Genomic DNA, 26,450 nt, shown 5'->3' with positions numbered 1-26,450 from the left:
AGAGCAAATCCGATTTTGGCGACGCGCAAAAGTCCATTTTTCAGGCGGGCGGCCGAGCGTGCCGACGCCCATTGTTGCGGCGCGGCGTGCCTCAAGTCTCGGCTTGACCCTCCAAATCGCCTGATGTCAGACTTCTGACATGAGTACAGCAAAGCGACATATCGCCAGTCTTCGTGACGAATATGCCGAGATGACGCGGCAGCGCATCGTTGCGGCTTTCGTCGAAACGCTGGAGGACGAGGTGGCCGACGACATCTCCATGGCCGCGGTGGCCAAGCGCGCGAAGGTGGCCGAACGAACCATCTATCGGCACTTCAAGACCCGCGCGGAACTGTTTGCTGCGGCCGGCGAGTGGATCGAGGACAACGTCTTCAGCTACATTCCCTTCACCTCGCCTGACGAGCTGCCGGAGATTTTCCGCAAACTGTGCAAGCGGTTCGACCGCCATCCGCATCTGGCGCGCGCCATTGCGATGACGCGGGCCGGCCGCCGGGTGCGCGCCGGCTTCCGGCGGCACCTGATCGACCAGCATCGCAAGGCGATGGCGCCGCTGGTGCGACATCTCCCCGCGAAGGAGGTTCGCCAGGCGGAGGCGCTCGCGTCCTATCTCAACAACGTGCTGGCCTGGAATGCGATGCGCGAGGATTTCGGCATGACCAGCAGCGAGATCGCCGATGCCATCGAGTGGGCGCTCACGACCCTCCTGAAGGATGTCCGGCAGCGCGATGCCGCTGCGGCGCGAGGCGGCAAGGCCGGCAAATCTTCGCGGACGCGGACCACGAGCCGCGAACGTACCGGCGTAGAGTGAGGCAGGTCATGAATGCGATACCCGACGATCTTCTGATCACTGCGCCCGACGAGGTTCGCATCCGCCAGGACCTGGTGCTGACGGCGCTCGGCCACCGGCCGGCCGATCGCTCCTTGCGGGTCGGCAGGCTGCTCGACGTGCACAGCCGTACCTGGAGCGAAGATCAGGAGATCGTCATCAAGGGCCGCCGCATCGCCTGGGTCGGGCCCGCCGGCAGCTATCCGGGCGAGGTCCGCGAGCGGGTGCATCGGCCTGATGTTGCCGCCGTGCCCGGCTTCGGCGAGGTGCACAAGCATATCGAAAGCTCGCATCTGACGCCGGAATGGGAGGCCGCGCTGGTGCTGCCGCATGGCAATACCTGGACCTGCGAGGCAAGCCACGAGTTCTCCAACGTCAACGGTGCGCGCAATCTCGAGTTCTGGTTCGAAGCGCGTCGCCGCGGCTCGCCGCTCAAGATCTTTCCGCAGCCTGGTTCGGCGGTGCCACCCACGGCCTATGAATGGGGTGGCGGCTGGTATGGCCGCGACGAGCAGGCGCGCTTCATGGCCGAGAGCCTGATGGTGACCGGGCTCGACGAGGTCATGGACTGGCCAGCGGTCTGGAATCCCGACAATCCGTCCTACAAGCGGCTCTGGGGCATGATCGAGGCGACATTCGCGGCGCGCGGCGTCGTCGAAGGCCATGCCTCCGGCTTGCGGGATCTGCCCTCTATCAACGCCTTTGCCGCGGCCGGGCTCGCGTCCGACCACGAAGTGCAGACTCCGGAAGAAACCTGGGACAAGCTCACCCGCGGCCTGTTCGTCGAGCTGCGCGTCTATGCCATGGACGAGATCGTCAGATGGCTGCTCGCGAAGGGTTTGCAGGACTGGTCGCAGATCGCGTTCACGACGGATGACCGCAGTGCCAGCCACACGCTCGAGCTCGGCGCCAGCGATCACAATGCGCGGCTCGCGATCGAGGCCGGCCTTGCGCCGGAAATCGCCATCCAGTGTCTCACCATCAATCCGGCGCGCCACATGCGGCTTACGCCGTTCGTCGGCAGCCTGGCTCCAGGCCGTTTCGGCGACGTGGTGCTGCTTTCGGATGTTGGCAAACTCACGATCGCCGAAGTGTGGGCCGACGGCGTCCAAATCTCCGAAGGCGAGCGCTACATCGGCCAAGTGCCCGAGATCGTCTGGCCGGACTGGGCAACGAAGACGGTCAACATCAAGCGCTCGATCAAGCCTCAGGATTTCGAACTGCGGGCCGAGCCCGGCCGTGCCACGATGAAGGCGGCCGTGATCCGTCCCTTCCATTGGCATCCCGAATTCTACACCCTCGAACTGCCGGTGCGTGACGGTGCCGTGCAGCGCGACGAGAGCGAGGCCATCACCAAATTTGCGATCGTCGACCGCTTTTCGGGCAACGGGCGCATCGCAAAGATGTTCTGGCGCGGTTGTGGACCGCGCACGCCGGAGACGGCGGTTGCCTGTTCGGTGGCGCACGACAAGCACAATATCTGGGTGGTCGGCTCCTCAGACGCGGCCATGGCGAAGGCGGTGAACGCGCTGATCGAACTTCAGGGCGGGTGGGCGCTGGTGCGCGAGGGAGAGCTCGTTGCAACCGTGCGCTTCGAGGTCGGCGGGCTGATGAGCTGCCGCTCGGCGCAAGCGCTCGATGCCGAGATGCAGACGCTCTACGCGGAGGGGCGCAAGGTCGACTGGATGTATGAGCCGACCTACCGGCCACGCTGGTATCCGGGATTCCCCGAGCGGCTGATGTTCGCGACGCTGACCTGCGCGCCCTGGAGCTGGGTGCTGGTGGCGCCGTGTGAGCAGGCGCCGCTCGGCTTCATCAACGTGCAGACCGGCGAAGCGCACCCGGTGATCTGGTAGGGGGAGGACTGGATGAACGAGATGACGAAGCCGCAAGCCGCCTCCGCAGAGCCGGCGCCGCGCGCAGCCGCCGGACTGCTCGATCGCATCTTTGGCCTCACCGAGCGTGGCACGAGTGTCGGCCGCGAGGTGATGGCCGGCGCGACCACGTTCGCTGCGATGGCCTATATCATCGCCGTGAACCCGGCCATCATGTCCAACGCCGGAATGGATCGTGCCGATCTGGTCAGCGCTACGGCACTCGCCGCGATTTTCGCTTCGATGATGATGGGGCTGTGGGCCAATCTGCCGCTCGCGGTTGCGCCGGCTATGGGGTCGAACGTCATCTTCACCTATGTCATCGTCAAGCAGATGGGCATGCCTTGGCAAGGTGCGCTCGCCATGGTCGCCTTCACCGGCGTTCTGTTCCTGATCCTCAGCCTGTCGAAGCTGCGCGAGAAAGTCGCGAAGGATGTGCCGGAAGCGCTGAAGATCGGCATCCAGGCGGCCGTCGGCACGCTCATCGTCTTCATTGCGTTGCGCGGCGCCGGCTTCGTGGTCCAGAACCCGTCGACCTACATCGCGATGGGATCGCTGCGCAGCCCGCCGGTGCTGTTGACGCTGTTTGGCCTCCTGCTCACGCCGGTGCTGGTGGCGCGCCGGGTTCCGGCGGCGCTGATGCTGTCGATCGCGGTACTCACCCTGATCGGCTTCTTCGTTCCCGGCGGCAACGGCAAGATGGTGACGTCGGTGCCTTCGGCGATCATGTCATGGCCCCGCTGGCCGAGCAGCACGTTCATGGCGCTCGATTTCGGCTATCTCTTCAGCCATTTCGTCGTCGCGCTGCCGCTGCTGTTCTATTTCCTGTGTGCCGAATTCTTCTCGACGCTTGGCACGCTGATCGGCGTGACGGGCGCCGCCAACCTGCGCAAGCCCGATGGCTCGATCCCGAACGCCACCGCTGCGTTTGCCACCGATGCGACGGCATCCATCGTCGGCCCGCTGCTCGGCACCTCCGTCGTCACGGCGTACATCGAGTCCATCACCGGCGTGCAGGCCGGCGGCCGAACGGGGCTGACTTCGCTGACCGTTGCGGGGCTCTTCTTCCTTGCGCTGTTCTTCTGGCCGATCTTCGTCATCATCCCGCCGCAAGCGACTGCGCCCGCGCTGGTGCTCGTCGGTGTGCTGATGATGCAGGGGCTTGCCCGCATCGACATGACCGATCTCGGCAACGCGGTTCCGATCGTGCTGACGCTGCTCGTCACCGTTCTGACCAACAACCTCATCAACGGAATGGCCCTGGGAACGCTGAGCTACATCGCCCTGGAAGTGACAGTCGGCCGGCGGTCGCAGATTCCGGCGATGGTGTGGGGGCTCGGCGCCGTGTTCATCGCTTACGCGATCGTGATCGCCCAGATCTTTTGATGTTCGCCTACGCCGCGAGATCCAGCAATTTGCACGATCCGCGCACCAGCGCCTTGCGGCCGGCCGGTGTCATCGCGGGCGCGCCGTCATCGACGACGACAAGGCCGAGCTTGACGAGGCTTTCGACGACATAAGCCTTCGCGAGGCGACCATTCGACACCGGATTGCGAAGCGCCTTCAGTGCTTCCCACTGGTCGGGTGAAAGATCGAAGTCGAAATCGTTGCTCATATTGCCTCAAGCGATCGTACCGTTCGCGCGCCTCTGTTAACGGCGCTGCATGAAGACCATGCGACGACAATGAGTCGGGAATTCGGTGAGCTGCTTGGAACATCTCTTCACGAATTGCCGCACTTCGTTGCGCCACAAGAGTTAAGATCGTTCGCGCACGACTATCGTCCCGACCTGCGATCACTAATTGATGATTGGCTGTTGATCGTGTGGTGAAAGCTACCGCAGTGCACGGCAAGCATTGCTGTCCCATTCTGCGTCGCAATATGCACAGAAATCGTGAGGCGAGGGGTACGGGACTCTGCTAGGTTGATTCGCAGGGGATTGGCTTCACACAACTGGAGTGTGAGTGCATGAACAGGCTGGTGGAAATTCGCAGTCAGGAATTCCTGTGCCGGGAGCGCGCCGCGCTGGATTCGGAGCGCCGGATGTTCTGGCTCGCGCAGGCCCAGGAATGGGAGCAGCGCGCGCTCGACGAAATCGCCTATCACTTTCGAGAGTGCAACCTCGTCCAGGCCGAGTTGGCTGCCGCCTGACGCCAGACGACGGACGTGACCCCCGTCTACTGATAAGTCGCCACGATATCGGACACTGCGCGCTCGAGCTGGTGCGCGGTGGCGCATTGGCGCACCACGCTGCAAAAGGTCGCATAGCGGGGCATCTCCGAATCGCCAAAACCCCAGGCGAGCCGCCCCTCGGGATTGAGCCAGACCAGCCGCTTCGAGCGCTCGGAGATCCGGCGCAGGATGTCGGCGCGCGGATCGAGATTGTTGCTGCGGGCATCGCCGAGCACGATCACCGTGGTCTGCGGCGTCAGCGCGCTCATGAAATCCTTCTCGAAATCGACCAGCGACGAGCCGTAGTCGGATGAGCCGAAGCCGACTTTGGACATGATCTCGGCCATCGCCTCTTCCGGCGACTTCGATTCCAGAATGTCGCTGACCTCGATCAAATGCGAGGAGAAGGCGAAGGAGCGGACGTCGTCGACCACCTCGTGCAGCGAGTGGATCAGGAGCAGGAAGAAATCGGAGACCTGCGCGACCGAGCCGGAGACGTCGCAGAGCGCGACGATTTTCGGCCGGTCGCGATGCTTGCGCTTCCACGCCGTGAGGAAGGGCACGCCGCCCCAGGCCGCATTGCGGCGCAGCGTGCGGCGGACGTCGAGATGCCCACGGCGCTGGCGCTTGCGCGGCTTGGAATAGCGCTCGCGCAGGCGACGCGCGATCTGACGGATGAGGGCGCGCATCTCGGCGACCTGGCGCCGCTCGATGCGAGCAAGCGGCGCGTTGCGGAGGATCTCGTTGCGCAGGTTTTCGGCCTCTTCGCGAGCATAGAGCGCAAGCCCCTGGGAGACGGTGTCGCGGACAGCTTCGCGCAAGGCGTCGAGCGCGGCGCGCAGGCGCTCGGCCAGCGCGGGATTGGTTGCGATCAGCTCATCGAGTTCGTCGCGCAGGCGCTGCAGGCCCATGGCGTCGAGGATGCGGCTGGAGAAGATGCCGCGCTGCGTGGAATAGCGGATGTCGGACAGGGACGCGGCGCCGGCCCCGCTGGCGATCGCTGCCGCGATCGCATTGCGATCCTGCGACAGCAGCATCTGCGCGAGCGGGCCTAGTCCCTCCTGCGGCGAACCGCCGCCCGCATCACTGGACGCGCTGGAAGAGGGGGCTTGATCCGTCTCCTGCGACGCATCCTCGTCGGTGCCTTCGGGCTGCTCCTGCCGCGGCTCCGGCTGGCTGAAGAACAGATCAAAGCAGTCGCCGAGCGCGAGTTTCTCGTCCTGCGATTTGGCGAGCGTCAGAAGCAGGGTGTCGCGCAGGATGGTTCGGTCTGAAAAGCCGACCTGCGCGACCGCGCGCATCGCGTCGATGCTTTCGGCGGGCGAGACGTGTACGCCCGCGCCACGTGCGGCCCGAAAGAAACGATGGATGTTCTCGCGCATCGGCGTCAACCGAAGACGTTGGATCGTGCTGCCTTGGCAATGAAGGTCGTGACCTGGGGCTGGGCCGCCTCGATATCGGCTTCGTATTTCAGGAGCACGTTAAGCGTGTCCTTGACGATCTCCGTGTCGAGCTCGGAGGCCTGAAGCAGCACCAGCACGCGCGCCCAGTCGATGGTCTCGCTGACCGAGGGCAGCTTCTTCAAATCCAGCGAGCGGATCTCGTGGATGAACCCGACCATCTGCCGGCGCAGCGTCTGCGAGATGCCGGGTACGCGGCTCTCGACGATGCGCTCCTCCAGCCGCTGCTCGGGGAAGCCGATATGCAGATGCAGGCAGCGCCGCTTCAGGGCATCGCCCAGGTCGCGCTCGCTGTTGGAGGTGAGGATCACGGTCGGTGGTGTAATGGCGGAGACGGTGCCGAGCTCGGGGATCGTGACCTGGAAGTCGGACAGGATTTCCAGCAGCAGCGATTCAAACTCGGCGTCCGACTTGTCGATCTCGTCGATCAGCAGCACGCAGCCGCCGGGCTGCTCGAGCGCCTGGAGCAGCGGCCGCGGCTCGACGAACTCCTTGGAGAAGAACACGTCGCCGAAATCGTGGAGCTGATCGAGCGCAGCGTGCAACGTCTGCGCGCCGCCGAGGACCTCGCCGAGCTTGTCCTTGAGGATCTGCGTATAGAGAAGCTGCTTGGCGTATTTCCACTCATAGAGCGCCTTGGCCTCGTCGAGGCCTTCGTAGCACTGCAGGCGGATCATCTTCATGCCGCGCCAGGCAGCGATCGCCTTGGCAAGCTCGGTCTTGCCGACGCCTGCAGGGCCCTCGACCAGGATCGGTTTCTCGATCTGCTGCGACAAATAGACGGCGGTCGCGATCTGCCGGCTGGCAATATAGCCTTGCGCGGCGAGGCCGCTCTCCACTGCCTCGATCGCGGTCGAGGGCTTCTGTTCAGCCACGAATTGGCGCTCCCAAAGGTCTTGCTTGAGGCTTGTTCTGCCTGCGTTCCGGGCAAAGAACAAGTCTCGTTTGGGAGACATCAGACCCGCGTGAACGGCGTTTTTTCCGCTTAACGCAAATACTTGAGCGGTCTGCCGATCGCGCGGTCAGTGCCGGAGCAGCGCCGGCTTCCGGATCGTCTGCCGGACCTCGGCGCCGCAATCGGCGCATTCATAGACGAAGTCGATCTTGGCAAGGCTCCAATGCGGTTCGACCTCGCGCACATACATCGGCAGGAACCCCATGCACGTGGGGCAAATCACAGGCGCGATCTCGATATCCTGATGATGCTGTACATAAGCTGGCATCTCGGCTCTCCTTCGCAGGCGACCACCAAACCCCGCGCAAAAGCTACTGCCGGTTGCCCCGGAGCCGTCATCAACTCTTTCGAACAGAGGCGGAACGGCGCGCGTTTGTCGTTTGCTGTGACATTCTTGTTACGTCTCTGTACTGTAACGGGCAGATAAAATGCCTATTTCACAGGCCGATCCGGTTCTCGGACCCTCACTGCAACGATAAGGGAGCAACCCCATGACGCATGCCATTCGCTTTCACAAGACCGGCGGGCCGGAAGTCCTGGTCTGGGAGGAGGTCAGTGTCGGAAAGCCCGGACCGGGCGAAGCGCGCATCCGCCACACCGCCGTGGGTCTCAACTTCGTCGACATCTACAACCGTTCGGGTCTTTATCCGGCGCAGCTGCCGAGCGGGCTCGGCAGCGAGGCGGCGGGCATCGTCGAGGAGATCGGCCCGGGTGTCACCGATCTGAAGCCGGGCGATCGCGTCGCCTATGGCGCCTCGCCGCTTGGCGCCTATTCCGAGGCGCGGCTGATCCCCGCCGATCGTCTGCTGAAGTTGCCTGACGGCGTCGACGACAAGACGGCGGCGGCGATGATGCTGAAGGGGCTGACGACGCAATATCTGATCCGGCAGACCTATCGGGTGAAAGCCGGCGACACGATCCTGCTCCATGCCGCGGCCGGTGGTGTTGGCCTGATCCTGAGCCAGTGGGCCAAGCATCTCGGCGCGACCGTGATCGGCACCGTCAGCAACGACGAGAAGGCAAAGCTGGCCAAGGCGCATGGCTGCGACCATGTCATCATCTACACGCGCGAGGATTTCGTGAAGCGCGTCGACGAGATCACGGGCGGCAAGAAGGTGCCGGTGGTCTACGACTCCGTCGGCAAGGATACGTTCCTGAAATCGCTGGACTGCCTCGCACCGCTCGGCGTCGCTGCGCTGTTCGGCCAGTCTTCCGGCGCGGTCGAGCCGCTCAATCTCGGCCTGCTCGCCCAGAAGGGCTCGCTCTACGTCACCCGTCCGACGCTGTTCACCTATGCCGCCAAGCGCGAGAGCCTGGTGGCGATGGCGGGCGAGTTGTTCGACGTCGTCAAGTCCGGCGCGGTCAAGATCGAGGTTCACCAGACCTATCCGCTGAAGGACGCGGCCAAGGCGCATGCCGATCTCGCCGCGCGCAAGACGACGGGATCGACCGTGCTCCTGGTGTGACGTTCTGCCGGACGCTGACGCAGACCGACCGGGCCCGCGTCACGTCCGTTCGTGCTTGCGCAGGTCGCGGGCGTGATCGAGGCGGCTTGCCTGGAGGTCGACATCTCCAGGCGGAACGTGGGGAAGGGTGGCCTCGGCCAGGATGGCCTCGGTGACGTCCTCGACCGAGTTCTCCGCGATCTCGTGGATGAACGAGATGTTCCGGTATTCACCCGAGGCCACACGGGAGATGACCTCGCGCCTCGTGATTTCAGGGTCGACGACCGCCTCGCGGCTGCGCCGCCCGTAGTCGATCATCACGACGAAATACTGCATGGAACGATCCTGCCGTGCCCCGACGGTCGGGAGCACGGCAGAGTATTTCCGAAAAACAGAATTAAGTCAAGTTCGATTTCCAAAAATCAGAAATCGGTAGCCTACTTGCCCTTCTTGCGGGGGCGCGCCGACTTGGCGCGCAGCCGTTCGAGCTGACCCTTGGGCATGGAGAGGCAGATCTCCCCGACCCAGTCGAGCTTGACGCCGACGATCGGCTTGGCGTTGAAGCTGTTGAGATTGACGACGGAAGGGGATTTGCCCCGCTCGATGGTCTTCAAATAGCGTTCGCCGGTCTTGAGCCGGACCACGGCCTCTTCGCCGTAGAAGCTCGACAGCGGATGACGCTGGTCCTTGTAGACCACGATCACGTCGCCACTCTCGTATTTGGGCAGCATCGAATCGCCCACGATCTCAAATGCAATCGTCTCTTCCATGATCGGGAACGGCAGCGCGATGTCGCCGAGCCCCTCCGGGGGAACCTGCTCATAATCCGGCTCAATCACGGCGCCGGCGCCCACGCGCCCCATGATCGGCGCGAGATTGAGCTCGAGATATTCCATGATCGGAATGATCTCCGAGGCCTTCACCAGGCGCTCGCCGCCAAGAATCTCCGAGACCGCGCCGGGGCGCACGCCCATGGCTGCCGCCAGGCCGCCCTTGCTTTTGCCTGTCTTTTCCAGGCCCCGCTCGATCATCGCAACGTCCAACATGGTGATTCCCTCGATTGTCCATCGTCTCGCCTCTTGTAATCCGAAATTCGGAATTGATGCAATTATGAATATCAGAATTACGACTTGACTTTCGATTCGGAATAACGGAATGTGTGTTTCGCCTCCCGGTCGTGCGATCGGAGGGGGTGCATCACAGGACAGCAGCATGGAACCGGGTCATTGGCCGTCGGAGCACTCCGACGCGCTTCGCGACTATTTTCTCAAGGGAATGTCTTATGCGGAGATCGGAAGACAGATTAACGCAAGGTTTGGAACGGCTTACACGCGCAGCGCAGTCGCCGGCCGCGCCAAGCGGCTCGGACTCGTTGCGCCGCAATGGGTGATGAGCCCGTCGATCGCGCCGTCTCTGCCGGGCGAGGCCGGTCTGCTCTCGCCGCGCCGGCCGGCGTTACTGAATCTGCCGCCGAAGTCCGCACTGAAGCCGGCCGCGCAGGTCAAGTTGCGCTGTGTCGGCGTCCAGCCGCGCCTTGTCCAGCTGGTCGAACTTGCGAAGGCCGACTGCCGCTACCCCTATGGCGGCGACAAGGACGGGGAGGAGATCGCCTTCTGCGGCCACCCGCGCCAGCCGGGCTCCAGCTATTGCGCGCCGCATGCGCGCCTGACGCGCCGCTCCGGGGCTGCCTCCGCCCGTGTCGCGGGTCCCGTCGTGCTGAGGCTGGTCTCCGCCGCCTGAAAGTGCGCTCAGCCGATCAATCGTCAATCTTGCAAGGAGTATCCGAGTGGGACGTGTCCGACGCAACAGATCCTACAAACTGGCACAGATCTACGACCGGCGGTCGCGCGAGGTGCCATTCAATGCGGAAGTGGCAGAGGTCGAGGTCGACAATCCGCTGGCGCTCGATCCCGGGGAGAAGATTATGGCGATCCGGTCGATCCGCAGCGATCCGCTCGGCCGTCTGCACTCGCACCACCAGATCGACGAGGCTCAATACCGCGGCGGGCGCGCCTTCCAGAACGATTGGGAGCGGGCGGAGCGGGGGCCTCAGGCGATGGACCCAACCCGCGAATATGTCGATGGCGCCCGCTCACGCGAGCCCGTCACCGAGAGCCAGCGGCAGGCGGTGCTGCGGCTGAACCGGGTCGAGCGCGAACTCGGCACCGACGGCGCCGCGCTGGTGCACGACGTGCTGGTCCTGGGTCTGACCATGGATCAGATCGGGCAGCGTCGCGCCGTCCGTACGCAGCGCTGGAACGACTATTTTGCGCGGCGGTTTCGCGAATGCCTGGACCGGCTGGCACTGATCTACGGCTTTGCGACGGAGGCCGGGACACAGCGTGCAGACCAGCGCAGATGATCGCGGCACGCCGGCGGTCTCGGCCGCCGGCGTGCCGGTCTGCCTGCTGCTTACGGATGCGGTACAATCTGGTAAGGCGTCGTGTAGGGCTCGACACGGAGCGAGGCGTTGGCCAAAAGCCCGATCCTGGCGGTCGGCGCCTGCTGCAATTCGCCGTTCGGGCCGCGATGCACGTTGTATTGCCAGACGGTGAGGTCACCCTTCTGCGCCAGCGCGTGCGCAATCGCGCTCGCATCATTGCCGCCGAGCGCCTGAAGCTCCTCCGCCGACAGTCCGACGACGATTTCGTCCTTGATGGTCACGATCTTGAACAGATTCATCTTGGTCTCCTGCGCCCATGCGCCTTGTATCGAGAGGGTGAGAAGCGCAACCGCGGCGCCCTTGATGAGATCGCAGCGAGAAAGCATGCCGTCGTCCTTTGGTGCTGACGCGCGCCCGAATCGGTTGAATCCGTCAGCCATGGCGCCCGTGATCTGCGTGGCCGTATCGCAACGCTTGGTCGTCCGATCTTGAACAGCGGTTCATCGGCAGAAACATGTCGGAAACGATGAACCTTGAAGCGAAGAGGCGAGTCCAAGCCGAAGGCTCAAGGGGATACGTCAGATGAAATTCGCCGCAACTGTTTGCCTTCTCGTGTCTGTCGGTGCCGCAGGCGCCGCTGCGGCGGCAGATCCCTTCTACATCGGAAGCTGGACACTCACGGCTGCCGTGGTCGCGCCATGGGCCGATCCGCAACGCAAGCCCGACGACACCGAGCGGGCACGTCTGATGGGCAAGACAGTCGTCCTGAAGGCGAAAGAAATCTCGGGACCGCGCCCCTTTGCCTGCGCCAAGCCGCAGTACAAGGTGACGGATTATGGCCCCGACATGATCTTCCAGGGCGCATTCGACGAGATGCGACGTGCCGACAAGAAGGCCGATCCCAAGGCGCTTGCCGCCTCGCTCGGCTTCGCCGGCGCCCCGATCCGGACTTTGGAGACCGGCTGCGAGATCGACGTTCATTTCGTCGACGATACAACCGCCGAGGTGGGACTCAACAATTACGTGTATACGCTCAAGAAGCGTTAGATCGCCTCCGTCAATGCCCATTCACGCCGGAAACAAGGCGAAATGCTGCGCAGGTTGACAGCGATCAGGGCCGTGTGCGTGACTGATGCCGCTTCTTGACGCAGGTGGGTGACGACGGTCCATATTCCTGTTATCCGGAATTGCGGTGGTGCGATGCAGACGAAGCATCGCTAGGCCGCTGGTCGGGCTTGCCGGAAGGGTTGTTTCTTGGCATAACTACAACCTGTTCGGTTGAGCCCGCCCGTTCGGATATGTAGTTGAGCGTGCTAACCCGCCGGGGCCCCCTTGGCCGAAAGTTCGTCCTCACCATGGCGCCCGCTTATGGTGTTCGGCTCCCGAGTGGGACGATGTCGGATCAGGAAGGCCGATGCTGGTCATAGGTGCGAGATGAAGAACCTCAATTTCGCGGCTGAACTGCACCTCAAGCTCGGCGCGCCGGCGAGCGGCACTGTCGAAAGCCTGCGCCTGCTCCGTGCTTTTTTGAAGCTCGCGCCTCGCCAGCGTTTCGAGGTCATCAAGCTCGTTGAAGACCTCGCCACCGAAGAAGTCCTTCCCGAACACCCCCTGTCCTGAGCTGGACCGCGCATCTTACGCCTTTTCCTTGATTTTCCTGCCCGAGCCGGGCCGCCGGGGACGTTTGCCCCGGGGGCGCCGCTGGAAGGTGGTCCGGCAAGTGTGGTATTCAGCTAAGAAAAAGGGAGGAGTGCGACCATGATCGAACCGAAAATCGAAGTTCCGGCCGAACTGCGCGACCTAGCCGAAAAGACGATCGACCAGGCGGAACAGGCATTCGGCATGTTTTTCGATGCCGCCACCAAATCGATGTCATCCGTTCCGGGAGCAGGGACGGAGGTGTCAAAGCAGGCGCTCGCTTTTACCGAGCAGAACATGAAGTCGGCGTTCGAGCACGCGCGCAAGCTTGTTCATGCCACCGACCTTCAGGAAGCGATGCGAATCCAGTCCGACTTCCTGCGTAGCCAGTTCACCAGCGCCGGAGATCACATGCGCCAGATGACCGGCAGTCTCATGCAGCCGGGCAAGGGCAAATCCTGATTCCTGGTTTGTGCGCTGCGTGCCTACAAATTGATCTTGCGCAGCATTGAGATCCGCATTTCGATGTTGGTGCAGGTCCATGATGGGCCACCGAATGGTTTCTCATTCGCCGTCCATCATCCTTTCTGCTGATCCCTGTCGGTCCTCCGGCAGGGATTTGCATTTTGCGACAAGTGTCGCGATTGGCCGGCGCTCTATGGACGCAGTGATCCGATATAGGCCGCGATGTCGCCGGCTTCGGTCCTACTCAAGGGAAAGCTCGGCATCTTCGGATGCGGGTCGAGCAGGAAGAAGGCGAGCTTCTCCGAACTGAAGTCCGGCCGGCGCGCAACGGATGCAAAGGAAGGGACGTCGGCGCTGGCTACCGCCTGGCCATTGGCCACGACATGGCAACTTGCGCACCAGCGCTTGGCGAGGTCGGCACCGTGACCGGCATCGGCGGCGAGAGCGGACGAGGAACTCGAGGCCACGGCAAGTACCAGGCAAATTCCTCTCAAATGCAGGTGCATCGGGCAACCCTCGTGCGTTCGCTTGCAGCCACTGTGCTCATCCGCAGCACGAGCCCGGAAATTGGGAGAGATCGATGCGGGCGATGATCGACCGCAGCAGCCTGCGGGTCGAACGATACAGATGCCGCACGAATCCAGGCGTCCTTGTCGCGGGCAGGCCCAGCCGTTTCGTATCAAGGCTTTCGATGTAGCGCGACACGTGCCTCTCCGAGATTGTGAGACCCTGTCTATCGTGGCCGGCCCGGAGCCGCCTTGATCTGCCGCAAGGCGTCCCCGGCTAATAGTCGCCGGGGTTCATGATCATCGGACTTTTCGTATCGGCCGGCGCGAGCGCGCTGCTGGCGCTGTCGCGCAGGAAGCGGTCGAGCGTCGCCTGGATCTTCTCCTTGACCGCGTCGGGCCCGCGATCGCTCATCTCGGTGTGCTGCGCACCGGTGTGGACGATGTCGATGCCGCGCGCCTTGGCCTCTTCCGGCGTCGGCAGCACGCCCGGGTCGGTCAGGAAATGCGGATCCTTCGAGCGGAACGACAGGATCTTCAAGTTGTCGCTCAGCACGAAAGGCACCCGAAGATTGTCGAGCGTGATCACTTTCGACACCAGCTCCGGGTGCTGATGGGCGACATACATGGACACGTCGCCGCCGTTGGAATGGCCGACGAGGGTGATGTGGTCGTAGTCGGCGTTCTCCTGCCGCCTCTTCAGTTCGCCCAGGGCGAAGAGGATGTTGGCCTCGCAGCGGATATAGACTTCACGCCGGCCGACATATTGCTGGCCGACATGGGTCATTAGCGGCGGATCGCTGGGCAGGTCCTGCTGGATGCTGGCAACGAGATAGCCGCGCGCCGCGAGCGCGTTGGCGAGGAAGGAATACTCGGTGGCCTTGACGGTATTGCCGTTGCTGATGATGGCGAGCGGCAGCTTCCAGAGACCGAGATTGGCTTTGGTCTCGTAGTCGCGCCGCACCGCGATATCGACCGAGATCGGCCGCTGGCGCGAGGCATCGAACAGGGTCAAAAGCTCATGGCGGATCGCAAACCGGCTGACGACGAAATATTCGCCGACGCCGAGGGCGCAAAGAAACGCCAGAATTGCAAACACCCTCTTCATGGTTCCGTCCCAATCACTTTCGACTGAAAATGGTCACTGCAAGCGCCCGGATCGAGCGATCGTGAGCAGGTTACGGGATTAAATTTAGGCAAGTCTGTGCGCAAGGCCGCAAAAGGGCCGCATGCCGGGTACGCGGCATGAGGGCTTTGCAGCTAGAGGCAGCCGCTCCTGCCGCGTTCGGGGCAGAGCCGGAATGCGCTCGACAGCGTGAACAGGAAACGCGGGCTGCGGCGCTCGTTGTCCGGTGCGCGGTAGCTCAAGGGGACGGCCACGCCGAGATCGGCCTGGAGATCCCACAGGAAGAACCGTGCGCCGGCTCCGGCTGATGTCAGCGACAGGCCGTCGCTCAGGCGGTAGCCGTCGTTCCAGACTGCGCCGGCGTCGCCGAAGGCGTAGAGCTGGTAGCCGGTCCAGTAGCGGAAATTGAGCTTCTGGTCGAAACGCAACTCGAGCGAGCCGGCAAGACCGTTGTCGCCGCTGATCTCGGCTGCGCCGTAGCCCCGGCCGAAGGCCGCGCCGCCGAGATAGAACTGCTGCGAGGTGAACAGCGGCCGCGATGCCGTCTGGCTTGCCGCCGAGAGCTTGAGCGACCAGGTGTCGTTGAGCGTCTGGTAGCGCGTGAACCAGAGATTCAGCACCGAGAAGTTCGATGACGCACCGTCGCGCGACAACAGATCGTCGTCGAAATGCGATGCGCCGAAGACGTCGAGGCCCTGACGGTAGGTCAGCGTCGCGAAATTGGTACCGCCGAAGCGATCCTGGAGCCGATAGTCGGCGGTCAGGCTCGCGGTCCGGATATGGTCGTTGTACCAGGGACCGTAAAGGTCATGCTCGGACACGTTGCTGAAGGTCCCAGCCAAGGTAAGCGTCAGTGCCGACGATTGGGACATGAAGGGCACGGTGCTTGCCCGCACCTCGAAAGCTTCGGTCGTGGTGATGTCGCTGTCGAGGCGGCGGGCGTCGCCTGGCCGGACCGCACTGTAGAGGACGGACGCGCCGAGGCGCACGCCGTCGACGCCGACGGGTGCGTCAAAGGACAGCCGCGCAAAGCCGAGCTCGCGCGGGTCGTTGGCAATGGTCGACAGGTTGACCGCCAGCGTATCGCCAGGCGTGAGGTAGGAGTTGAACGCGCCGGTCGCATAGGTCTGCCAGGGGCCGACCGAGGGCGAGCCGAGATTGTCCAGGCCGAACGATGTGAACACGTGCCACGTCTTCAAATAGACGGTGAGGCGGAAGCGGCCGGTCGCACCGCCGATCTCCTCCAACGCGGTATCGATGATCCGGACACCCGGCCTGCCGTTGATGAGGAAAAGCTGGCGCTCGAGCGTTGCCAGGCGCGATGGCTGCTCGGCCAGAACCGGTCCGAGCATCGGCCTCACGCCGAACTGCTCGGCGCCATCGCCTTTCAGATCGGCCTGGACAATGGCGCCCTCGATCACCTGAATCCGGACCATGCCGTCGGCGATGTCCTGCGGCGGCACGACGGCCCGGCTCAGATGGAAGCCGTCGGCGCGGTAGAGGTCGCTGATCGCGCCGGCGATCGCGGCGAGATCCGCCTGCGAGACCTTCTTGCCGAGATAAGGCTGATAGACCGCGGCGATGCGGTCGCGAGAGATGGCGTGGGCGCCGCTGACCTTGAGACCGCGCAGCACGAACTGAGGCTTGGTATCGCCACCGGTGTTGGCCTGGCCGACCGTCGGTAGCTTGACCGGAGGCCGGCTCAGTGTTTCCCGCTCGGTTTGGTTTTCAAAGTATTTCTCGGGCTGGCGCGGATCAAAACCCGGCTGGTTCGCCTGTTGTGCGAATGATTGCGGACTTCCCGCAAAAAGCGGTACCAGCAACGCCAATGTGGTAGCGAAATGCCGCTTCTCAACGCGCGCAGCAAACCTCTCTCCGTAATTTGACGGAGCGATCGCCACGGGGCGGTAAGGGTTCGTTAGCCGCATGATTTTTCATAGGTTTTTATGGTCAATGAATGGTTAATGCGGCAGTTCCACTGACCTCTTCCTGCTAATCCTCTCTTGAGTGATTTCGAATACCCCTCAGGCCCGGACGTAACGCGGACTGAGGATCGTGATGCTCGGCAGAATTGGAATGCGGTGCGCCTTCGCGGCGGCGCTGATCCTGGGAATGGCTTCCGGTGCACTCGCGGCGGAGGATGGCGTCTGGTCGGTCAGCAAAGCCGCCGGCGAGGTCTGGGTCGCCACCAACGGCGCGCAGCAGGTGTCGTTGAATCAGCAGGAGGCGCTCAAGCCCGGCGATACCATTCGCACCGGACGTACCGGACGCGTGCTGCTTGTCCGCGGCGAGGAAACGATACTGATATCTCCCAATTCGGTGGTCGGCTTGCCGGCCGAGAAGAAGGAGGGTCTCTCGACCACGATCATCCAGCAGGCAGGTTCGATCCTGCTCGAGGTGGAGAAGCGCAACGTCAAGCATTTCGAGGTCGAGACGCCCTACCTCGCCGCCGTGGTCAAGGGAACGCAGTTCAGCGTCACCGTGAATGCGGGCAGCACCAGGGTCGGCGTGCTCCGCGGCCAGGTCGAAGTCTCCGACTTCAAGACGGGACAGATCGCTCAGGTCATGCCTGGACAAGCGGCCACGGCCTTTGAGCACGGCAAGCCCGGCCTCAGCCTGAGCGGCGCGGGGACGTTCAATCCAATCGAACATGGCAAGCCGCGCGCCTCGGCGATCGAGCGAATTCCTGTGCCGAAATCGGGATTGACGGCGCCGCGCAACGCGGCGAGCGGCCCTGCGATCCATGCGCTGGGTCCGATCGACAAGGGGACCAAGGCGGCTGGCGGTCAGGCGCCCAAAGGCGGCGTCGTGCGCATCTCCAGCTCGCTCGGCGAGGTCAAGCTGAACGTCCACAAGGTCACGCATGGGCTCGCCCACGGCGCAATTGCGCCGGGGCACGTGCGCAACGCCAACGCCAGCACCGGTACCGAGACGGTCTGGAGCGACACGAAGGCGAGCACCACGACCACAGCCGCCAACAGCTCCACCGTAACGGCGGTCACCGTCAGCAGCAGTGTATCTGCGGCCAGTGCCACATCTTCGTCGTCAAGTGCGACGACGACCGTTGCGACCACTGCCGGGTCGACCGGCGATACGTCCGGAGGAAGCTCTGGGAGCGGAAGCAACGGGACTGGCGCGACCAGCAATGGAAGCGGTGGCACAGGTAATAATGGCAACAACGGCAACGGGAACAGCGGGAACGGGAATAACGGCAACAGCGGTGACGGCAGTCATGGCCACCACTACGGTGGGTATTGGGGCAGGGGCCATCACTAGGACAGTGTCGTCGGCATAGGGGAGCGCCTGGCGGCAGGTACCGCCGGTGCAGGGGAACAAAGTGAAACGCCATCGGCCGCATATTCTTGTCGTGATCGCGCTGGCGGTCGTGCTGTCCACGGGATGGCATGGCGCGCTGCGCAATGCGCTCACCGATCTGCGGTTTGCCTGGCAATCGCGTGCCGCAAGCGGCAATGTCGTCGTGGTGTCCATCGACGCGCCCTCGATCGACCAGATCGGGGTGTGGCCCTGGCCGCGCCGGCTCCACGCAGAGCTGTTGCACAAACTCGAAAGCGCCGGCGCGCAGGAGGTGGCTTTCGATGTCGATTTCAGCACGCCCTCGGAGCCGGCCTCCGACGAGGCGTTCGTCAAGGCGCTTCGGGAGGTCGGCGGCTCGACGATCCTGCCGTCCTTCAAGCAGCCGGCGCCGAATGGTGGCCCAGCTCACGTCAATCGCCCCCTGAAGCCGTTCAGCAACCAGTCGTGGCCGGCCGTCGTCAATGTCGCGGTCGAATCCGACGGGCTCGTTCGCCGTTATCCGGTCGGCGAGAGGCTCGGCGACGCCTTTATGTCGTCGATGGCCATCGTGCTGGCTGGGCAGGACGCCAATCGGCGATCCTCCTTCCTGATCGACTTCAGTATTCGGGCGGCCTCCATTCCGCGTGTCTCCTTTGTCGACGTGCTGCATGGCGATACCGCGACACTCGACAAGCTCAGAGACAAGAAGATCATCGTCGGTGCGACCGCGCTCGAGCTGGGCGACCGGTTCAGCGTTCCGAATGGCGGCATCGTCTCGGGGCCCGTCCTCCAGGCGCTGGCGGCGGAATCGATCCTCCAGCACCGGATGCTGCGCTGGACGTCCGATGCCGGCATGATCCTCGGCCTGGGTGTGATCTGCCTGCTCATGATGTATTCGTGGCGCCGCTTCGCATCGGGATATCGCGTTGCGGTCCTCGTCGCGGCCGGAGCGGCGGTCGAGCTGACCGCGGCCCTCGTGCAGGCAAGATGGCCCTTCGTCGTTGACACATCGCTATTCCACATCGCGATCATCGCTTATCTGACGGCGATCGCGCTGGACGAGATCGATTTCCGCGGTCTCCTGGGACGCATCGCCGAGAGCCGCTTTCATCGCATCGCCATGTCGCTCGGCGACGGTCTCGTCTGCACCGACGAGGATCACCGGATCACGGTCTGGAATCCCGGCGCGAGCGTGATCTTCGGCTACATGCCGGCCGAGATCATCGGCCGCCCGTTCGACACGCTGTGCGCCGTGCCGACGGACGGCGACGCAAGGCCGTCCATGCGCGATGCCGCACGCCAGGCGCTCCTCGTGCCCGGCGGGGCGGTCGTCGTCGAGTTCGAGGGCCGGCGCAAGAACGGTGAAACCTTCCCCGTCGAAGCGAGCTTCTCGGGCTGGCAGGGAACGGACGGTTTCCAGTATGGAGCGATCCTGCGCGACATCTCGGTCCGCAAGCGCGAGGTCGAACGCGTCAGATATCTCGCCGAACACGACGCGCTGACGGGTCTTGCCAACCGCAACATGCTGCATGCCGGCCTTACCGGTCTGATCGCCGCGGCGGAGCGGCGGTCTTCCGACGTCGCACTGCTCGTGCTGGGGCTCGACGGCTTCCAGCAGATCAACAACATGCTTGGACATTCGGCCGGCGACCTCGTGCTGCAGTCCGTCGCCGAGCGGCTCCGGACCGAAATCGCTGGTAAGGCGGTGGTCGCCCGGCTCAGCGGCGACGAATTCGCCATCGCACTTGATTGTGCGGAGGCTGGCGAGCCGATTGTGGCGTTCGCCGAGCGGATCGCGCGCGCGTTCGAAGCGCCGCTTGTAACGGGCACACGGCAGCACCGAGTCCGGATCAGCATCGGCGTTGCCGTCTATCCCGACGGTGGACACAACGCGGACGACCTCCTGAGCAACGGCCATCTCGCGCTGAGCCGCGCCAAGGCGACGCGACGCGGCAGCCACGTGATCTTCGAGAGTGCGATCAGGCAGGAATTGCAGAACCGTCTGACGCTTGAGAGCGAACTGGCGCTTGCCGCGGATCGCGGCGAATTCGAACTGTTCTACCAGCCGCAGGTTCGCCTGGTCGACGGCGGCCTGGTCGGGGCTGAAGCGCTCATCCGTTGGCGGCATCCCGTGCGCGGCTACGTCTCCCCCGGGGAGTTCATGCCGGTGGTCAATACCTCAGCGCTGTCCGAGCGGATCGCGAACTGGGTGATGGAGACGGCCTGCCGGCAGGCGCGTGCGTGGGAATTGTCCGGCAACAGCGTGCGCGTCGCGATCAACCTATCGCCGTCGCAGCTGCAGTCCGGCGATCTCGCGCATGCGGCTGCGGCCTTGCTCGACGCGACAGGACTGACGCCGGCGCTGCTCGAGCTCGAAGTCACCGAAGATATCCTGCTCCATGACGAGGGCCGCGTGCTCGACATGTTCAAGCGGATCCAGGAGCTCGGCGTCCGCGTCCTGTTCGACGATTTCGGCACCGGCTACGCGAGCCTCAGTTATCTTAAGAAATTTCCGCTCGACGGCCTCAAGATCGACCGGTCGTTCGTGCTCGATCTGCTCGCCGATTCCGACGATGCCGCGATCGTCGGTTCGACCATCGGCCTCAGCAAGCAGCTCGGGCTCACCGTCGTGGCCGAGGGCATCGAGAACCGTGCCACGGCCGACTTCCTGATCAGCATGGGATGCGAGGAAGGGCAGGGCTATTTCTTCGGCCGTCCGATGCCCGCGGATGCCTTCGAACGGCAGTTCCTGACGCAGCCCCGATCCGTCACCGCGGCCTAGCTGACCCACGTCACGCGAGCTTCATTGCTAACGCCGGCGGGCGATGGCAACGCCGAACAGGAAGGCGACGAACAGGCTCGCGAGCGGCGCTTCACGTGTGATCGCGGCGACCGTTGCGAGCGGTTTACCCGGCTTTCGAGCTTCGTCGATGACATGCGCCAAGCGGTCGACAGCGGCGCGCAAGCCTCCCGCGACCTCGCCGAGCGTTTGGGAGACGTCGGCCGCGGCGTCGATGGCGCGCTCGGCCATGCCGGGTTGGGACGGGGGCTGCGGAATCTCGGTGCTCAAATTCGTAAACTCCGCTCCTGACGAAGGGAATGAGGCCGGCACCTTTGGCTATCCGCGCGAGCGCTCGTTTTGAACAGCGGGTCCGAAGACCTTTGGCTATCCGCGACAGGCGCCGTAATGTACGGCGGGTGCCGGCCTTGCAGGGGAAATGCGGCGCGCGGGATTTTGTTCCGGGACGGCTTCTCGCTCGGCGTCTTTTCACCGGGAAATACCCGTGAAACGACGGGTACGAATCTCTGTTAGGCTGGCACGATCTTGTGGATGTCAGGAGACTGCCGTGACCGATCGGACCATGCCGGATCGAGCCCGGCGCATCGCCTTGCTCGGCGCGCCCATCGACATGGGGGCCTCGCAGCGCGGCACCCTGATGGGCCCGGCGGCGCTGCGCACCGCCGGCCTTGCGACGCTGCTCGAGAGCCTGGACTTCGAGGTCGTCGACTACGGCGATCTCACGGCGGCCGAGGTCAGGGACCTCGCAGACAGGCCGCCCGAAAAAGCCAATCATTACCGCGAAATCCAGCGCTGGACACGCGTGCTGAGCCGCAGAGGCTACGAGATCGCGAAAACCGGTGCGCTCCCGATCTTCCTTGGCGGCGATCACACGCTGTCGATGGGCTCGGTCAATGCCATGGCGCGCCATTGGCAGGAGCGCGGACGCGAGCTGTTCGTGCTCTGGCTCGATGCGCATGCCGACTACAATACGCCGGAGACGACGATCACGGCGAACATGCATGGCATGTCGGCCGCGTTTCTGTGTGGCGAGCCGGGCCTCGATGGCCTGCTCGGCGATGACCCGCGTGCGTCGATCGATCCTGACAGGCTCGATCTGTTCGGCGCGCGGTCAATCGACAAGCTCGAAAAGGAGTTGATGCGCGCACGCCGGATCAGGGTTGTCGACATGCGCCAGATCGACGAGTTCGGCGTCGCCGTGCTGATCCGCCGTGTGATCGAGCGGGTCAAGGCGAGCAATGGCGTGCTGCATGTCAGCTTCGATGTCGATTTCCTCGATCCATGCGTGGCGCCCGGGGTCGGAACCACGGTGCCGGGCGGAGCGACCTATCGCGAGGCACATCTGATCATGGAGCTGCTGCACGATTCCGGCGTGGTGGGGTCGGTCGACATCGTTGAGCTCAATCCATTCCTGGACGAACGTGGTCGAACCGCGCGGACCGCGGTCGAGCTGATCGGCAGCCTGTTCGGGCAGCAGATCACCGACCGGCCGACGCCAAGCAATGCGATCGCGCCGGGCGAGTGAATCGTGCGGCCGGCGATTGTGCGCTGCAAGGAAAGGAACTGCTGTTGTTGCCAGGCGATTTAGATCAACGCTGATCGAAATCGCCTGCTTTTGAAATAGCTGCGAATTGCAAATGCCGTCGTCAGAATGTTTGATGCGGTCTCAGCGCCAGCCGGGGGCCCGCAATGAGCAGCACGACACATGCCGACGATGATCCCGTGACGACCACTCGTCGTCGCTTCCTGACTGCCGGCTCGGCCGCGGTCGGCGGCGCCGTTCTCGGCACAAGCACTGCTGCTGCGGAGACCGACAATCTTCCGCCCAATGTTCCCGAATGGATGAAGGCACCGGGCGAGCCGACGGGAGGTCAGCTCTATGGTGTGCCATCGCCCTTCGAGAAGGGCGTCGTCAAGAACATCTCGAAGGCTCTCAAGCAATACATCTCGGCGTCCAGCCGGACGCCCTTGCAGGAGCTCGACGGCATCATTACGCCGAACGGGCTGTTCTATGAGCGGCATCATGGCGGCGTCCCGACCATCGATCCGGCGCAGCACCGGTTGATGCTCCACGGCCTTGTCGAAAGGCCCCTGATCTTCACCATCGACGATCTGCGGCGCTTCCCGTCAGAGTCACGCATCCACTTTCTCGAATGCTCCGGCAATCCCGGTTACACCAAGCCGTATGGCAAGACGGCATCGGATCTCGTCGGCCTGGTGAGCTGCGCGGAATGGACCGGCGTCAGCCTTAAGCTGGTGCTTCAGGAGGCGGGGCTGAAGCCGGAGGCCAAATGGGTGGTTGCCGAGGGGGCCGACGCGGCCGCGCTGACGCGCAGCATTCCGATCGAGAAATGCCTCGAGGACGCCATGCTGGTCTACAGCCAGAACGGCGAGCGGCTGCGACCGCAGCAAGGGTATCCGCTGCGATTGTTCCTGCCGGGCTTCGAAGGCAACATGAGCGTGAAATGGCTGCGCCGCCTGCATGTGACTGCCGAGCCCGTGTATTCGCGTGAGGAGACTTCGAAATACACCGATCTCCTGCCCGACGGCACGGCGCGGGAGTTCTCCTTCTACATGGAAGCGAAGTCGATCATCACCCGTCCCTCCGGCGGTCAGCGTCTGAGCGCGCCCGGCTTCCACGAGGTCACCGGCATCGCCTGGAGCGGGCACGGCAAGATCGCCCGCGTCGAGGTGTCCGTCGACGACGGGAGGAGCTGGCAGGACGCGCGATTGCAAGAGCCGGTGCTGACGCGTGCGCTGACACGCTTCCGTTTGCCGTGGCAATGGGACGGCAAGCCCGCGGTGATCCAGAGCCGCGCCATTGACGAGACCGGCTATGTGCAGCCGACGCTGGCCGAACTGCTCGCAGTGCGCGGCGAGAATTATTTCTACCACAACAATGCGATCTGGCCCTGGCTCATCGCGGCGGACGGCGAGGTGACCAATGCGCTGGCGTGAGATTTGCGGCATCGCATTAGCAATCATGCTGTGCACCTTTGGGAGCGTTGCGCAGGCGCAAAGCCCTTATGGCATCGGTCGGCCGGCGACGTCCGCCGAGATCGCGGGTTGGAATATCGATATCGGGCGCGACGGCAGCAATCTGCCGAACGGGAGTGGTTCAGTCAGCCGTGGCCGTGAAGTGTTCGCTCAACAATGCGCCTCGTGTCACGGCGAAAAAGGCGAGGGCGGCTTGGGTGATCGGCTCGCCGGCGGGCAAGGTACGATCGGAACAGCCAGGCCCATTCGCACCGTCGGCAGCTATTGGCCTTATGCGCCGACGCTGTTTGATTATATCCGTCGCGCCATGCCGCAGAACGCGCCGCAATCGCTAAGCGATGAGGATGTCTATGCGGTATCGGCCTATGTCCTGAACCTGAACGGGCTAGTGGGAGCGGACGCGACGCTCGACGCGAAATTGCTTGCGGCCGTGAAGATGCCGAACCGCGACAGGTTTGTCGGCGATGCGCGGCCCGACGTCAAAAAGTGAACGCGCGCGGGGGACGAGGTTCCCTGCGTTGGCTTGGAACTTGCTTCGGCGAAGGCGGAACTCGCGGGACGTCATTGAATTAACCTGCGAGAGGAAAAAAGCACGGATCCTTCGATGGCAGCTGATCGCTTCGCTAACTCCATGTCCAAGGCGGTTCGCCATCCCGGCGTGATCGCGTTGATCGTGGCCGCCTTGACGATTGCTGCGATGCTGGTCGTGGATCATGGGCCGTGGAGCCGGGCCAAGACGCAGCCGGCCCATGTCGCGATGTATGCAACCACGGGCGAGGCCGCACACGCCGCCGGCGCCAAGGTGCTTCCCACCGAACCGAAATCGCCGGTCGAGCCTGAGCGGCCGGGGCCGAAGACGTCCCCGACCGTCAATCCCGTGACGCCGTAGTCCCCCGTCAGCTCTTGCGACCGTAGTTGAGGAGCCCGCCGCTCATCTTCGGCGGATGCGCGCGCAGCGCTTCTTCGTTCGGCTCGGTGCCCCAGCCGGGCCGGTCCGGAATGATCAGATGGCCGTTCTGGATTTCCGGCTCATGCGTGAACAGCTCGCGGTCCCAGGACAGGCGATCGATGTCGATCTCCATGATCCGCAGGTTCGGAACGGCCGCGCAGAAATGCGCGTTCATCATCGAGCAGAGATGGCCATAGAAATTATGCGGCGCGACGTTGACCTCGAACGCTTCCGCGGCTGATGCGATCTTCATCGATTGCCAGACGCCGTTCCAGGGCGTGTCGATGATCGCGACGTCCATCGCTTGCTCATGGAAATAGGGCAGGAATTCGCGCAGGCCCAGCAGCGTCTCGCAGGACGAGATCGGATGCGGGCTCTGCCTGCGGATGTAGCCGAGCGCTTCCGGATTGAAACTGTCGATCTCGATCCAGAACATGTCGAGATCCGCGATGGTGCGTAGGATCTTCAGGTAACCCTCGGTCTTGGCGTTGAAATTGCAGTCGAGCAGGATGTCGACGTCGGGGCCCGCGCCGTCGCGGATCGCTTCCAGATGCATGCGCAGGTCGCGCAGGATCTTGCGGTCGACGTTGATCTCGGGTGCGAAAGGTGAGCCGAAGCCGGGCCGCCAGCCGGTCGGCTTGCCGTCGTCGTAGGAGAAGATGTTGGTCTTGAGCGCGGTGAACTTCTTCTCGCGCACCTCGCGGCCCATCGCCTTGACGCCGTCGAGGCTTTCGATCGGCGGCTTGTACCAGGACGGATGATTGATCCGCCACGTCGCGCAATGCGACCAGTAGACCCGGACACGGTCGCGGATCTTGCCGCCGAGCAGCTCATAGCACGGTACACCGAGGCACTTCGCCTTGGCATCGAGCAGGGCGTTCTCGATCGCCCCGAGGGCTTGCGCCACCACGCCGCCAGCGGCGGGGCGCGTGGCGGCGAACAGCTCGGCGTAGATGCGCTCATGCTGGAAGATATTCTGCCCGATGATGCGGGTGGACAGGCGCTGGATCGCCGCGCCGACGCCCGGTGAGCCAAAGCCTTCATCGAACTCGCTCCAGCCGACGATGCCGTCGTCGGTCGTCAGCTTGACGAAGTGGTAGTTTCGCCAGCCGGCATCGCAGGCAAGGATTTCAAGGCTTGTTGCTTTTGACGATTTGGTCATGTCGCTCCCTGTCGCCCAGCGGGACTTTGTTTTTCTTGTGGCCAGGTCGCAAGGCCCGGTCCTGACGGCAACTGTTAGGCCAACCATGGACCGGCGTGAAGCCCGCAGCGCTGCGGCCGAGGCTGCCTCTCGCCCCTCTTTGGCGGGGAAATGCCGTTGGACCCGGCGGGACGGCCATGATCTTTCCGGGGATCGTCGCGAAAATGCGCCGTGCGCTGACGTTTTTGGCCACAATCGGGACCGACCCTCTACTCATGAAATTTCTGGGCATGATCTCGCTTCTGGCGCTGCTCACGATCAGCGGGGCCGCTATTTCCGATCAGTTTCTGACGGCCGATCAGCACGTTGCGCAAGGGGTGAAGTAGCGCGGCGAGCGAAGGCGCTTTTGTCTTTGCAGT

The 26,450-nt window shown here is 63.7% G+C and carries 30 protein-coding genes; 17 read left to right on the top strand and 13 right to left on the bottom strand.

Annotation, left to right across the window (positions count from 1 at the left end; translation table 11 throughout):
• The first annotated feature begins 139 nt into the window (after nucleotides 1-139).
• Genes ACE10W_RS28075 through ACE10W_RS28065 form a run of 3 tightly spaced genes read left to right on the top strand, consistent with a single transcriptional unit; the run spans nucleotide 140 to nucleotide 4,086 of the window.
• Nucleotides 140-808: a TetR/AcrR family transcriptional regulator gene (locus ACE10W_RS28075; RefSeq protein WP_304564184.1), complete on the top strand. Its 669-nt coding sequence runs from the start codon at nucleotides 140-142 to the stop codon at nucleotides 806-808.
• A gap of 8 nt (nucleotides 809-816) precedes the next feature.
• Nucleotides 817-2,682 (top strand): adenine deaminase, encoded by a 1,866-nt coding sequence (locus ACE10W_RS28070; RefSeq protein ID WP_271611931.1) that lies wholly within the window; start codon nucleotides 817-819, stop codon nucleotides 2,680-2,682.
• Between the two features lie 12 nt (nucleotides 2,683-2,694).
• Nucleotides 2,695-4,086, top strand: coding sequence for an NCS2 family permease (locus ACE10W_RS28065; RefSeq protein WP_182872226.1), 1,392 nt, complete (start codon nucleotides 2,695-2,697; stop codon nucleotides 4,084-4,086).
• 7 nt (nucleotides 4,087-4,093) lie between these two features.
• Here the strand turns inward: ACE10W_RS28065 and ACE10W_RS28060 are convergent, their stop codons facing one another.
• On the bottom strand, nucleotides 4,094-4,315 hold the full coding sequence (locus tag ACE10W_RS28060; protein WP_038966715.1) for a hypothetical protein: 222 nt from the start codon (nucleotides 4,313-4,315) through the stop codon (nucleotides 4,094-4,096).
• 353 nt (nucleotides 4,316-4,668) lie between these two features.
• Here ACE10W_RS28060 and ACE10W_RS28055 point away from each other — a divergent pair, with 353 nt between their 5' ends.
• Nucleotides 4,669-4,851, top strand: a complete 183-nt coding sequence (locus ACE10W_RS28055; protein WP_025576443.1) for a hypothetical protein — start codon at nucleotides 4,669-4,671, stop codon at nucleotides 4,849-4,851.
• A gap of 26 nt (nucleotides 4,852-4,877) precedes the next feature.
• On the opposite strand, the gene ACE10W_RS28050 is transcribed toward ACE10W_RS28055, so the two are convergent.
• The 3 genes from ACE10W_RS28050 to ACE10W_RS28040 form a co-directional block, all read right to left on the bottom strand.
• Nucleotides 4,878-6,254, bottom strand: coding sequence for a VWA domain-containing protein (locus tag ACE10W_RS28050; protein ID WP_271611930.1), 1,377 nt, complete (start codon nucleotides 6,252-6,254; stop codon nucleotides 4,878-4,880).
• 5 nt (nucleotides 6,255-6,259) lie between these two features.
• Nucleotides 6,260-7,207: a MoxR family ATPase gene (locus ACE10W_RS28045; RefSeq protein ID WP_027545880.1), complete on the bottom strand. Its 948-nt coding sequence runs from the start codon at nucleotides 7,205-7,207 to the stop codon at nucleotides 6,260-6,262.
• A gap of 147 nt (nucleotides 7,208-7,354) precedes the next feature.
• On the bottom strand, nucleotides 7,355-7,555 hold the full coding sequence (locus ACE10W_RS28040) for a hypothetical protein (RefSeq protein ID WP_028174421.1): 201 nt from the start codon (nucleotides 7,553-7,555) through the stop codon (nucleotides 7,355-7,357).
• Nucleotides 7,556-7,778: 223 nt separating this feature from the next.
• Between ACE10W_RS28040 and ACE10W_RS28035 the strand changes: the two genes are divergently transcribed.
• Complete coding sequence (locus tag ACE10W_RS28035; RefSeq protein ID WP_011088878.1) at nucleotides 7,779-8,753, top strand: quinone oxidoreductase; 975 nt, start codon at nucleotides 7,779-7,781, stop codon at nucleotides 8,751-8,753.
• Nucleotides 8,754-8,792: 39 nt separating this feature from the next.
• On the opposite strand, the gene ACE10W_RS28030 is transcribed toward ACE10W_RS28035, so the two are convergent.
• Together ACE10W_RS28030 and ACE10W_RS28025 are read right to left on the bottom strand one after the other, a co-directional pair.
• A complete protein-coding gene (locus tag ACE10W_RS28030) occupies nucleotides 8,793-9,068 on the bottom strand; it encodes a hypothetical protein (RefSeq protein ID WP_271611929.1) in 276 nt (91 codons plus the stop codon).
• Between the two features lie 101 nt (nucleotides 9,069-9,169).
• Nucleotides 9,170-9,778, bottom strand: a complete 609-nt coding sequence (locus ACE10W_RS28025) for a S24 family peptidase (protein WP_011088876.1) — start codon at nucleotides 9,776-9,778, stop codon at nucleotides 9,170-9,172.
• A 166-nt stretch (nucleotides 9,779-9,944) separates the two neighbouring features.
• Between ACE10W_RS28025 and ACE10W_RS28020 the strand changes: the two genes are divergently transcribed.
• Nucleotides 9,945-10,472 (top strand): GcrA family cell cycle regulator, encoded by a 528-nt coding sequence (locus ACE10W_RS28020; protein WP_028174423.1) that lies wholly within the window; start codon nucleotides 9,945-9,947, stop codon nucleotides 10,470-10,472.
• A 46-nt stretch (nucleotides 10,473-10,518) separates the two neighbouring features.
• A complete protein-coding gene (locus ACE10W_RS28015; RefSeq protein ID WP_028174424.1) occupies nucleotides 10,519-11,094 on the top strand; it encodes a hypothetical protein in 576 nt (191 codons plus the stop codon).
• A 50-nt stretch (nucleotides 11,095-11,144) separates the two neighbouring features.
• Here ACE10W_RS28015 and ACE10W_RS28010 read toward each other — a convergent pair whose 3' ends face one another.
• Nucleotides 11,145-11,501, bottom strand: coding sequence for a hypothetical protein (locus ACE10W_RS28010; protein WP_028174425.1), 357 nt, complete (start codon nucleotides 11,499-11,501; stop codon nucleotides 11,145-11,147).
• A gap of 196 nt (nucleotides 11,502-11,697) precedes the next feature.
• On the opposite strand from ACE10W_RS28010, the gene ACE10W_RS28005 reads away from it, so the two are divergent.
• From ACE10W_RS28005 to ACE10W_RS27995, 3 genes are all read left to right on the top strand, one after another.
• Nucleotides 11,698-12,162, top strand: a complete 465-nt coding sequence (locus ACE10W_RS28005) for a hypothetical protein (protein WP_011088872.1) — start codon at nucleotides 11,698-11,700, stop codon at nucleotides 12,160-12,162.
• Nucleotides 12,163-12,549: 387 nt separating this feature from the next.
• Entirely contained in the window at nucleotides 12,550-12,735 is a 186-nt protein-coding gene (locus tag ACE10W_RS28000; protein WP_028174427.1) for a hypothetical protein, read from the top strand.
• 138 nt (nucleotides 12,736-12,873) lie between these two features.
• Nucleotides 12,874-13,215, top strand: coding sequence for a phasin (locus tag ACE10W_RS27995; RefSeq protein WP_011088870.1), 342 nt, complete (start codon nucleotides 12,874-12,876; stop codon nucleotides 13,213-13,215).
• 194 nt (nucleotides 13,216-13,409) lie between these two features.
• On the opposite strand, the gene ACE10W_RS27990 is transcribed toward ACE10W_RS27995, so the two are convergent.
• The 4 genes from ACE10W_RS27990 to ACE10W_RS27975 form a co-directional block, all read right to left on the bottom strand.
• Nucleotides 13,410-13,724 (bottom strand): cytochrome c, encoded by a 315-nt coding sequence (locus ACE10W_RS27990; RefSeq protein WP_011088869.1) that lies wholly within the window; start codon nucleotides 13,722-13,724, stop codon nucleotides 13,410-13,412.
• 37 nt (nucleotides 13,725-13,761) lie between these two features.
• Nucleotides 13,762-13,923: a hypothetical protein gene (locus ACE10W_RS27985; protein ID WP_304564185.1), complete on the bottom strand. Its 162-nt coding sequence runs from the start codon at nucleotides 13,921-13,923 to the stop codon at nucleotides 13,762-13,764.
• Nucleotides 13,924-14,001: 78 nt separating this feature from the next.
• Nucleotides 14,002-14,832, bottom strand: coding sequence for an alpha/beta fold hydrolase (locus tag ACE10W_RS27980; RefSeq protein WP_182872222.1), 831 nt, complete (start codon nucleotides 14,830-14,832; stop codon nucleotides 14,002-14,004).
• A gap of 152 nt (nucleotides 14,833-14,984) precedes the next feature.
• Nucleotides 14,985-16,778, bottom strand: coding sequence for a ShlB/FhaC/HecB family hemolysin secretion/activation protein (locus tag ACE10W_RS27975; RefSeq protein WP_182872221.1), 1,794 nt, complete (start codon nucleotides 16,776-16,778; stop codon nucleotides 14,985-14,987).
• A 130-nt stretch (nucleotides 16,779-16,908) separates the two neighbouring features.
• On the opposite strand from ACE10W_RS27975, the gene ACE10W_RS27970 reads away from it, so the two are divergent.
• Complete coding sequence (locus ACE10W_RS27970) at nucleotides 16,909-18,126, top strand: FecR domain-containing protein (RefSeq protein ID WP_375762211.1); 1,218 nt, start codon at nucleotides 16,909-16,911, stop codon at nucleotides 18,124-18,126.
• 61 nt (nucleotides 18,127-18,187) lie between these two features.
• Complete coding sequence (locus tag ACE10W_RS27965) at nucleotides 18,188-20,926, top strand: EAL domain-containing protein (protein WP_375762210.1); 2,739 nt, start codon at nucleotides 18,188-18,190, stop codon at nucleotides 20,924-20,926.
• A 27-nt stretch (nucleotides 20,927-20,953) separates the two neighbouring features.
• On the opposite strand, the gene ACE10W_RS27960 is transcribed toward ACE10W_RS27965, so the two are convergent.
• Nucleotides 20,954-21,214 (bottom strand): hypothetical protein, encoded by a 261-nt coding sequence (locus ACE10W_RS27960; protein WP_060908356.1) that lies wholly within the window; start codon nucleotides 21,212-21,214, stop codon nucleotides 20,954-20,956.
• 277 nt (nucleotides 21,215-21,491) lie between these two features.
• On the opposite strand from ACE10W_RS27960, the gene rocF reads away from it, so the two are divergent.
• The 4 genes from rocF (at nucleotide 21,492) to ACE10W_RS27940 (ending at nucleotide 24,830) form a co-directional block, all read left to right on the top strand.
• The gene (rocF, locus tag ACE10W_RS27955) at nucleotides 21,492-22,469 is read left to right on the top strand and encodes an arginase (protein WP_028174433.1); all 978 of its coding nucleotides are present in this window, start codon (nucleotides 21,492-21,494) and stop codon (nucleotides 22,467-22,469) included.
• 164 nt (nucleotides 22,470-22,633) lie between these two features.
• Nucleotides 22,634-23,902 (top strand): sulfite dehydrogenase, encoded by a 1,269-nt coding sequence (gene soxC, locus ACE10W_RS27950; RefSeq protein ID WP_182872218.1) that lies wholly within the window; start codon nucleotides 22,634-22,636, stop codon nucleotides 23,900-23,902.
• Nucleotides 23,889-24,431 carry a c-type cytochrome gene (locus ACE10W_RS27945; RefSeq protein ID WP_011088861.1) on the top strand — a complete coding sequence of 181 codons (543 nt, stop codon included), beginning with the start codon at nucleotides 23,889-23,891 and terminating at the stop codon, nucleotides 24,429-24,431. Before soxC ends, ACE10W_RS27945 begins: the two co-directional genes overlap by 14 nt.
• Nucleotides 24,432-24,545: 114 nt before the next feature.
• Nucleotides 24,546-24,830, top strand: coding sequence for a hypothetical protein (locus ACE10W_RS27940; protein ID WP_028174435.1), 285 nt, complete (start codon nucleotides 24,546-24,548; stop codon nucleotides 24,828-24,830).
• Nucleotides 24,831-24,837: 7 nt separating this feature from the next.
• Here ACE10W_RS27940 and ACE10W_RS27935 read toward each other — a convergent pair whose 3' ends face one another.
• Nucleotides 24,838-26,052, bottom strand: a complete 1,215-nt coding sequence (locus ACE10W_RS27935) for a mandelate racemase/muconate lactonizing enzyme family protein (RefSeq protein WP_182869100.1) — start codon at nucleotides 26,050-26,052, stop codon at nucleotides 24,838-24,840.
• Nucleotides 26,053-26,228: 176 nt separating this feature from the next.
• Between ACE10W_RS27935 and ACE10W_RS27930 the strand changes: the two genes are divergently transcribed.
• Nucleotides 26,229-26,417, top strand: a complete 189-nt coding sequence (locus ACE10W_RS27930; protein ID WP_304564187.1) for a hypothetical protein — start codon at nucleotides 26,229-26,231, stop codon at nucleotides 26,415-26,417.
• Nucleotides 26,418-26,450: the final 33 nt, after the last annotated feature.

The sequence above is a fragment of the Bradyrhizobium sp. B025 genome (genome assembly GCF_042257955.1).
Taxonomy (GTDB): Bacteria; Pseudomonadota; Alphaproteobacteria; order Rhizobiales; family Xanthobacteraceae; genus Bradyrhizobium; species Bradyrhizobium diazoefficiens.
The sequence above is the reverse complement of the archived record's forward strand: the minus strand, read 5'-3'. Positions and strand labels throughout refer to the sequence as shown.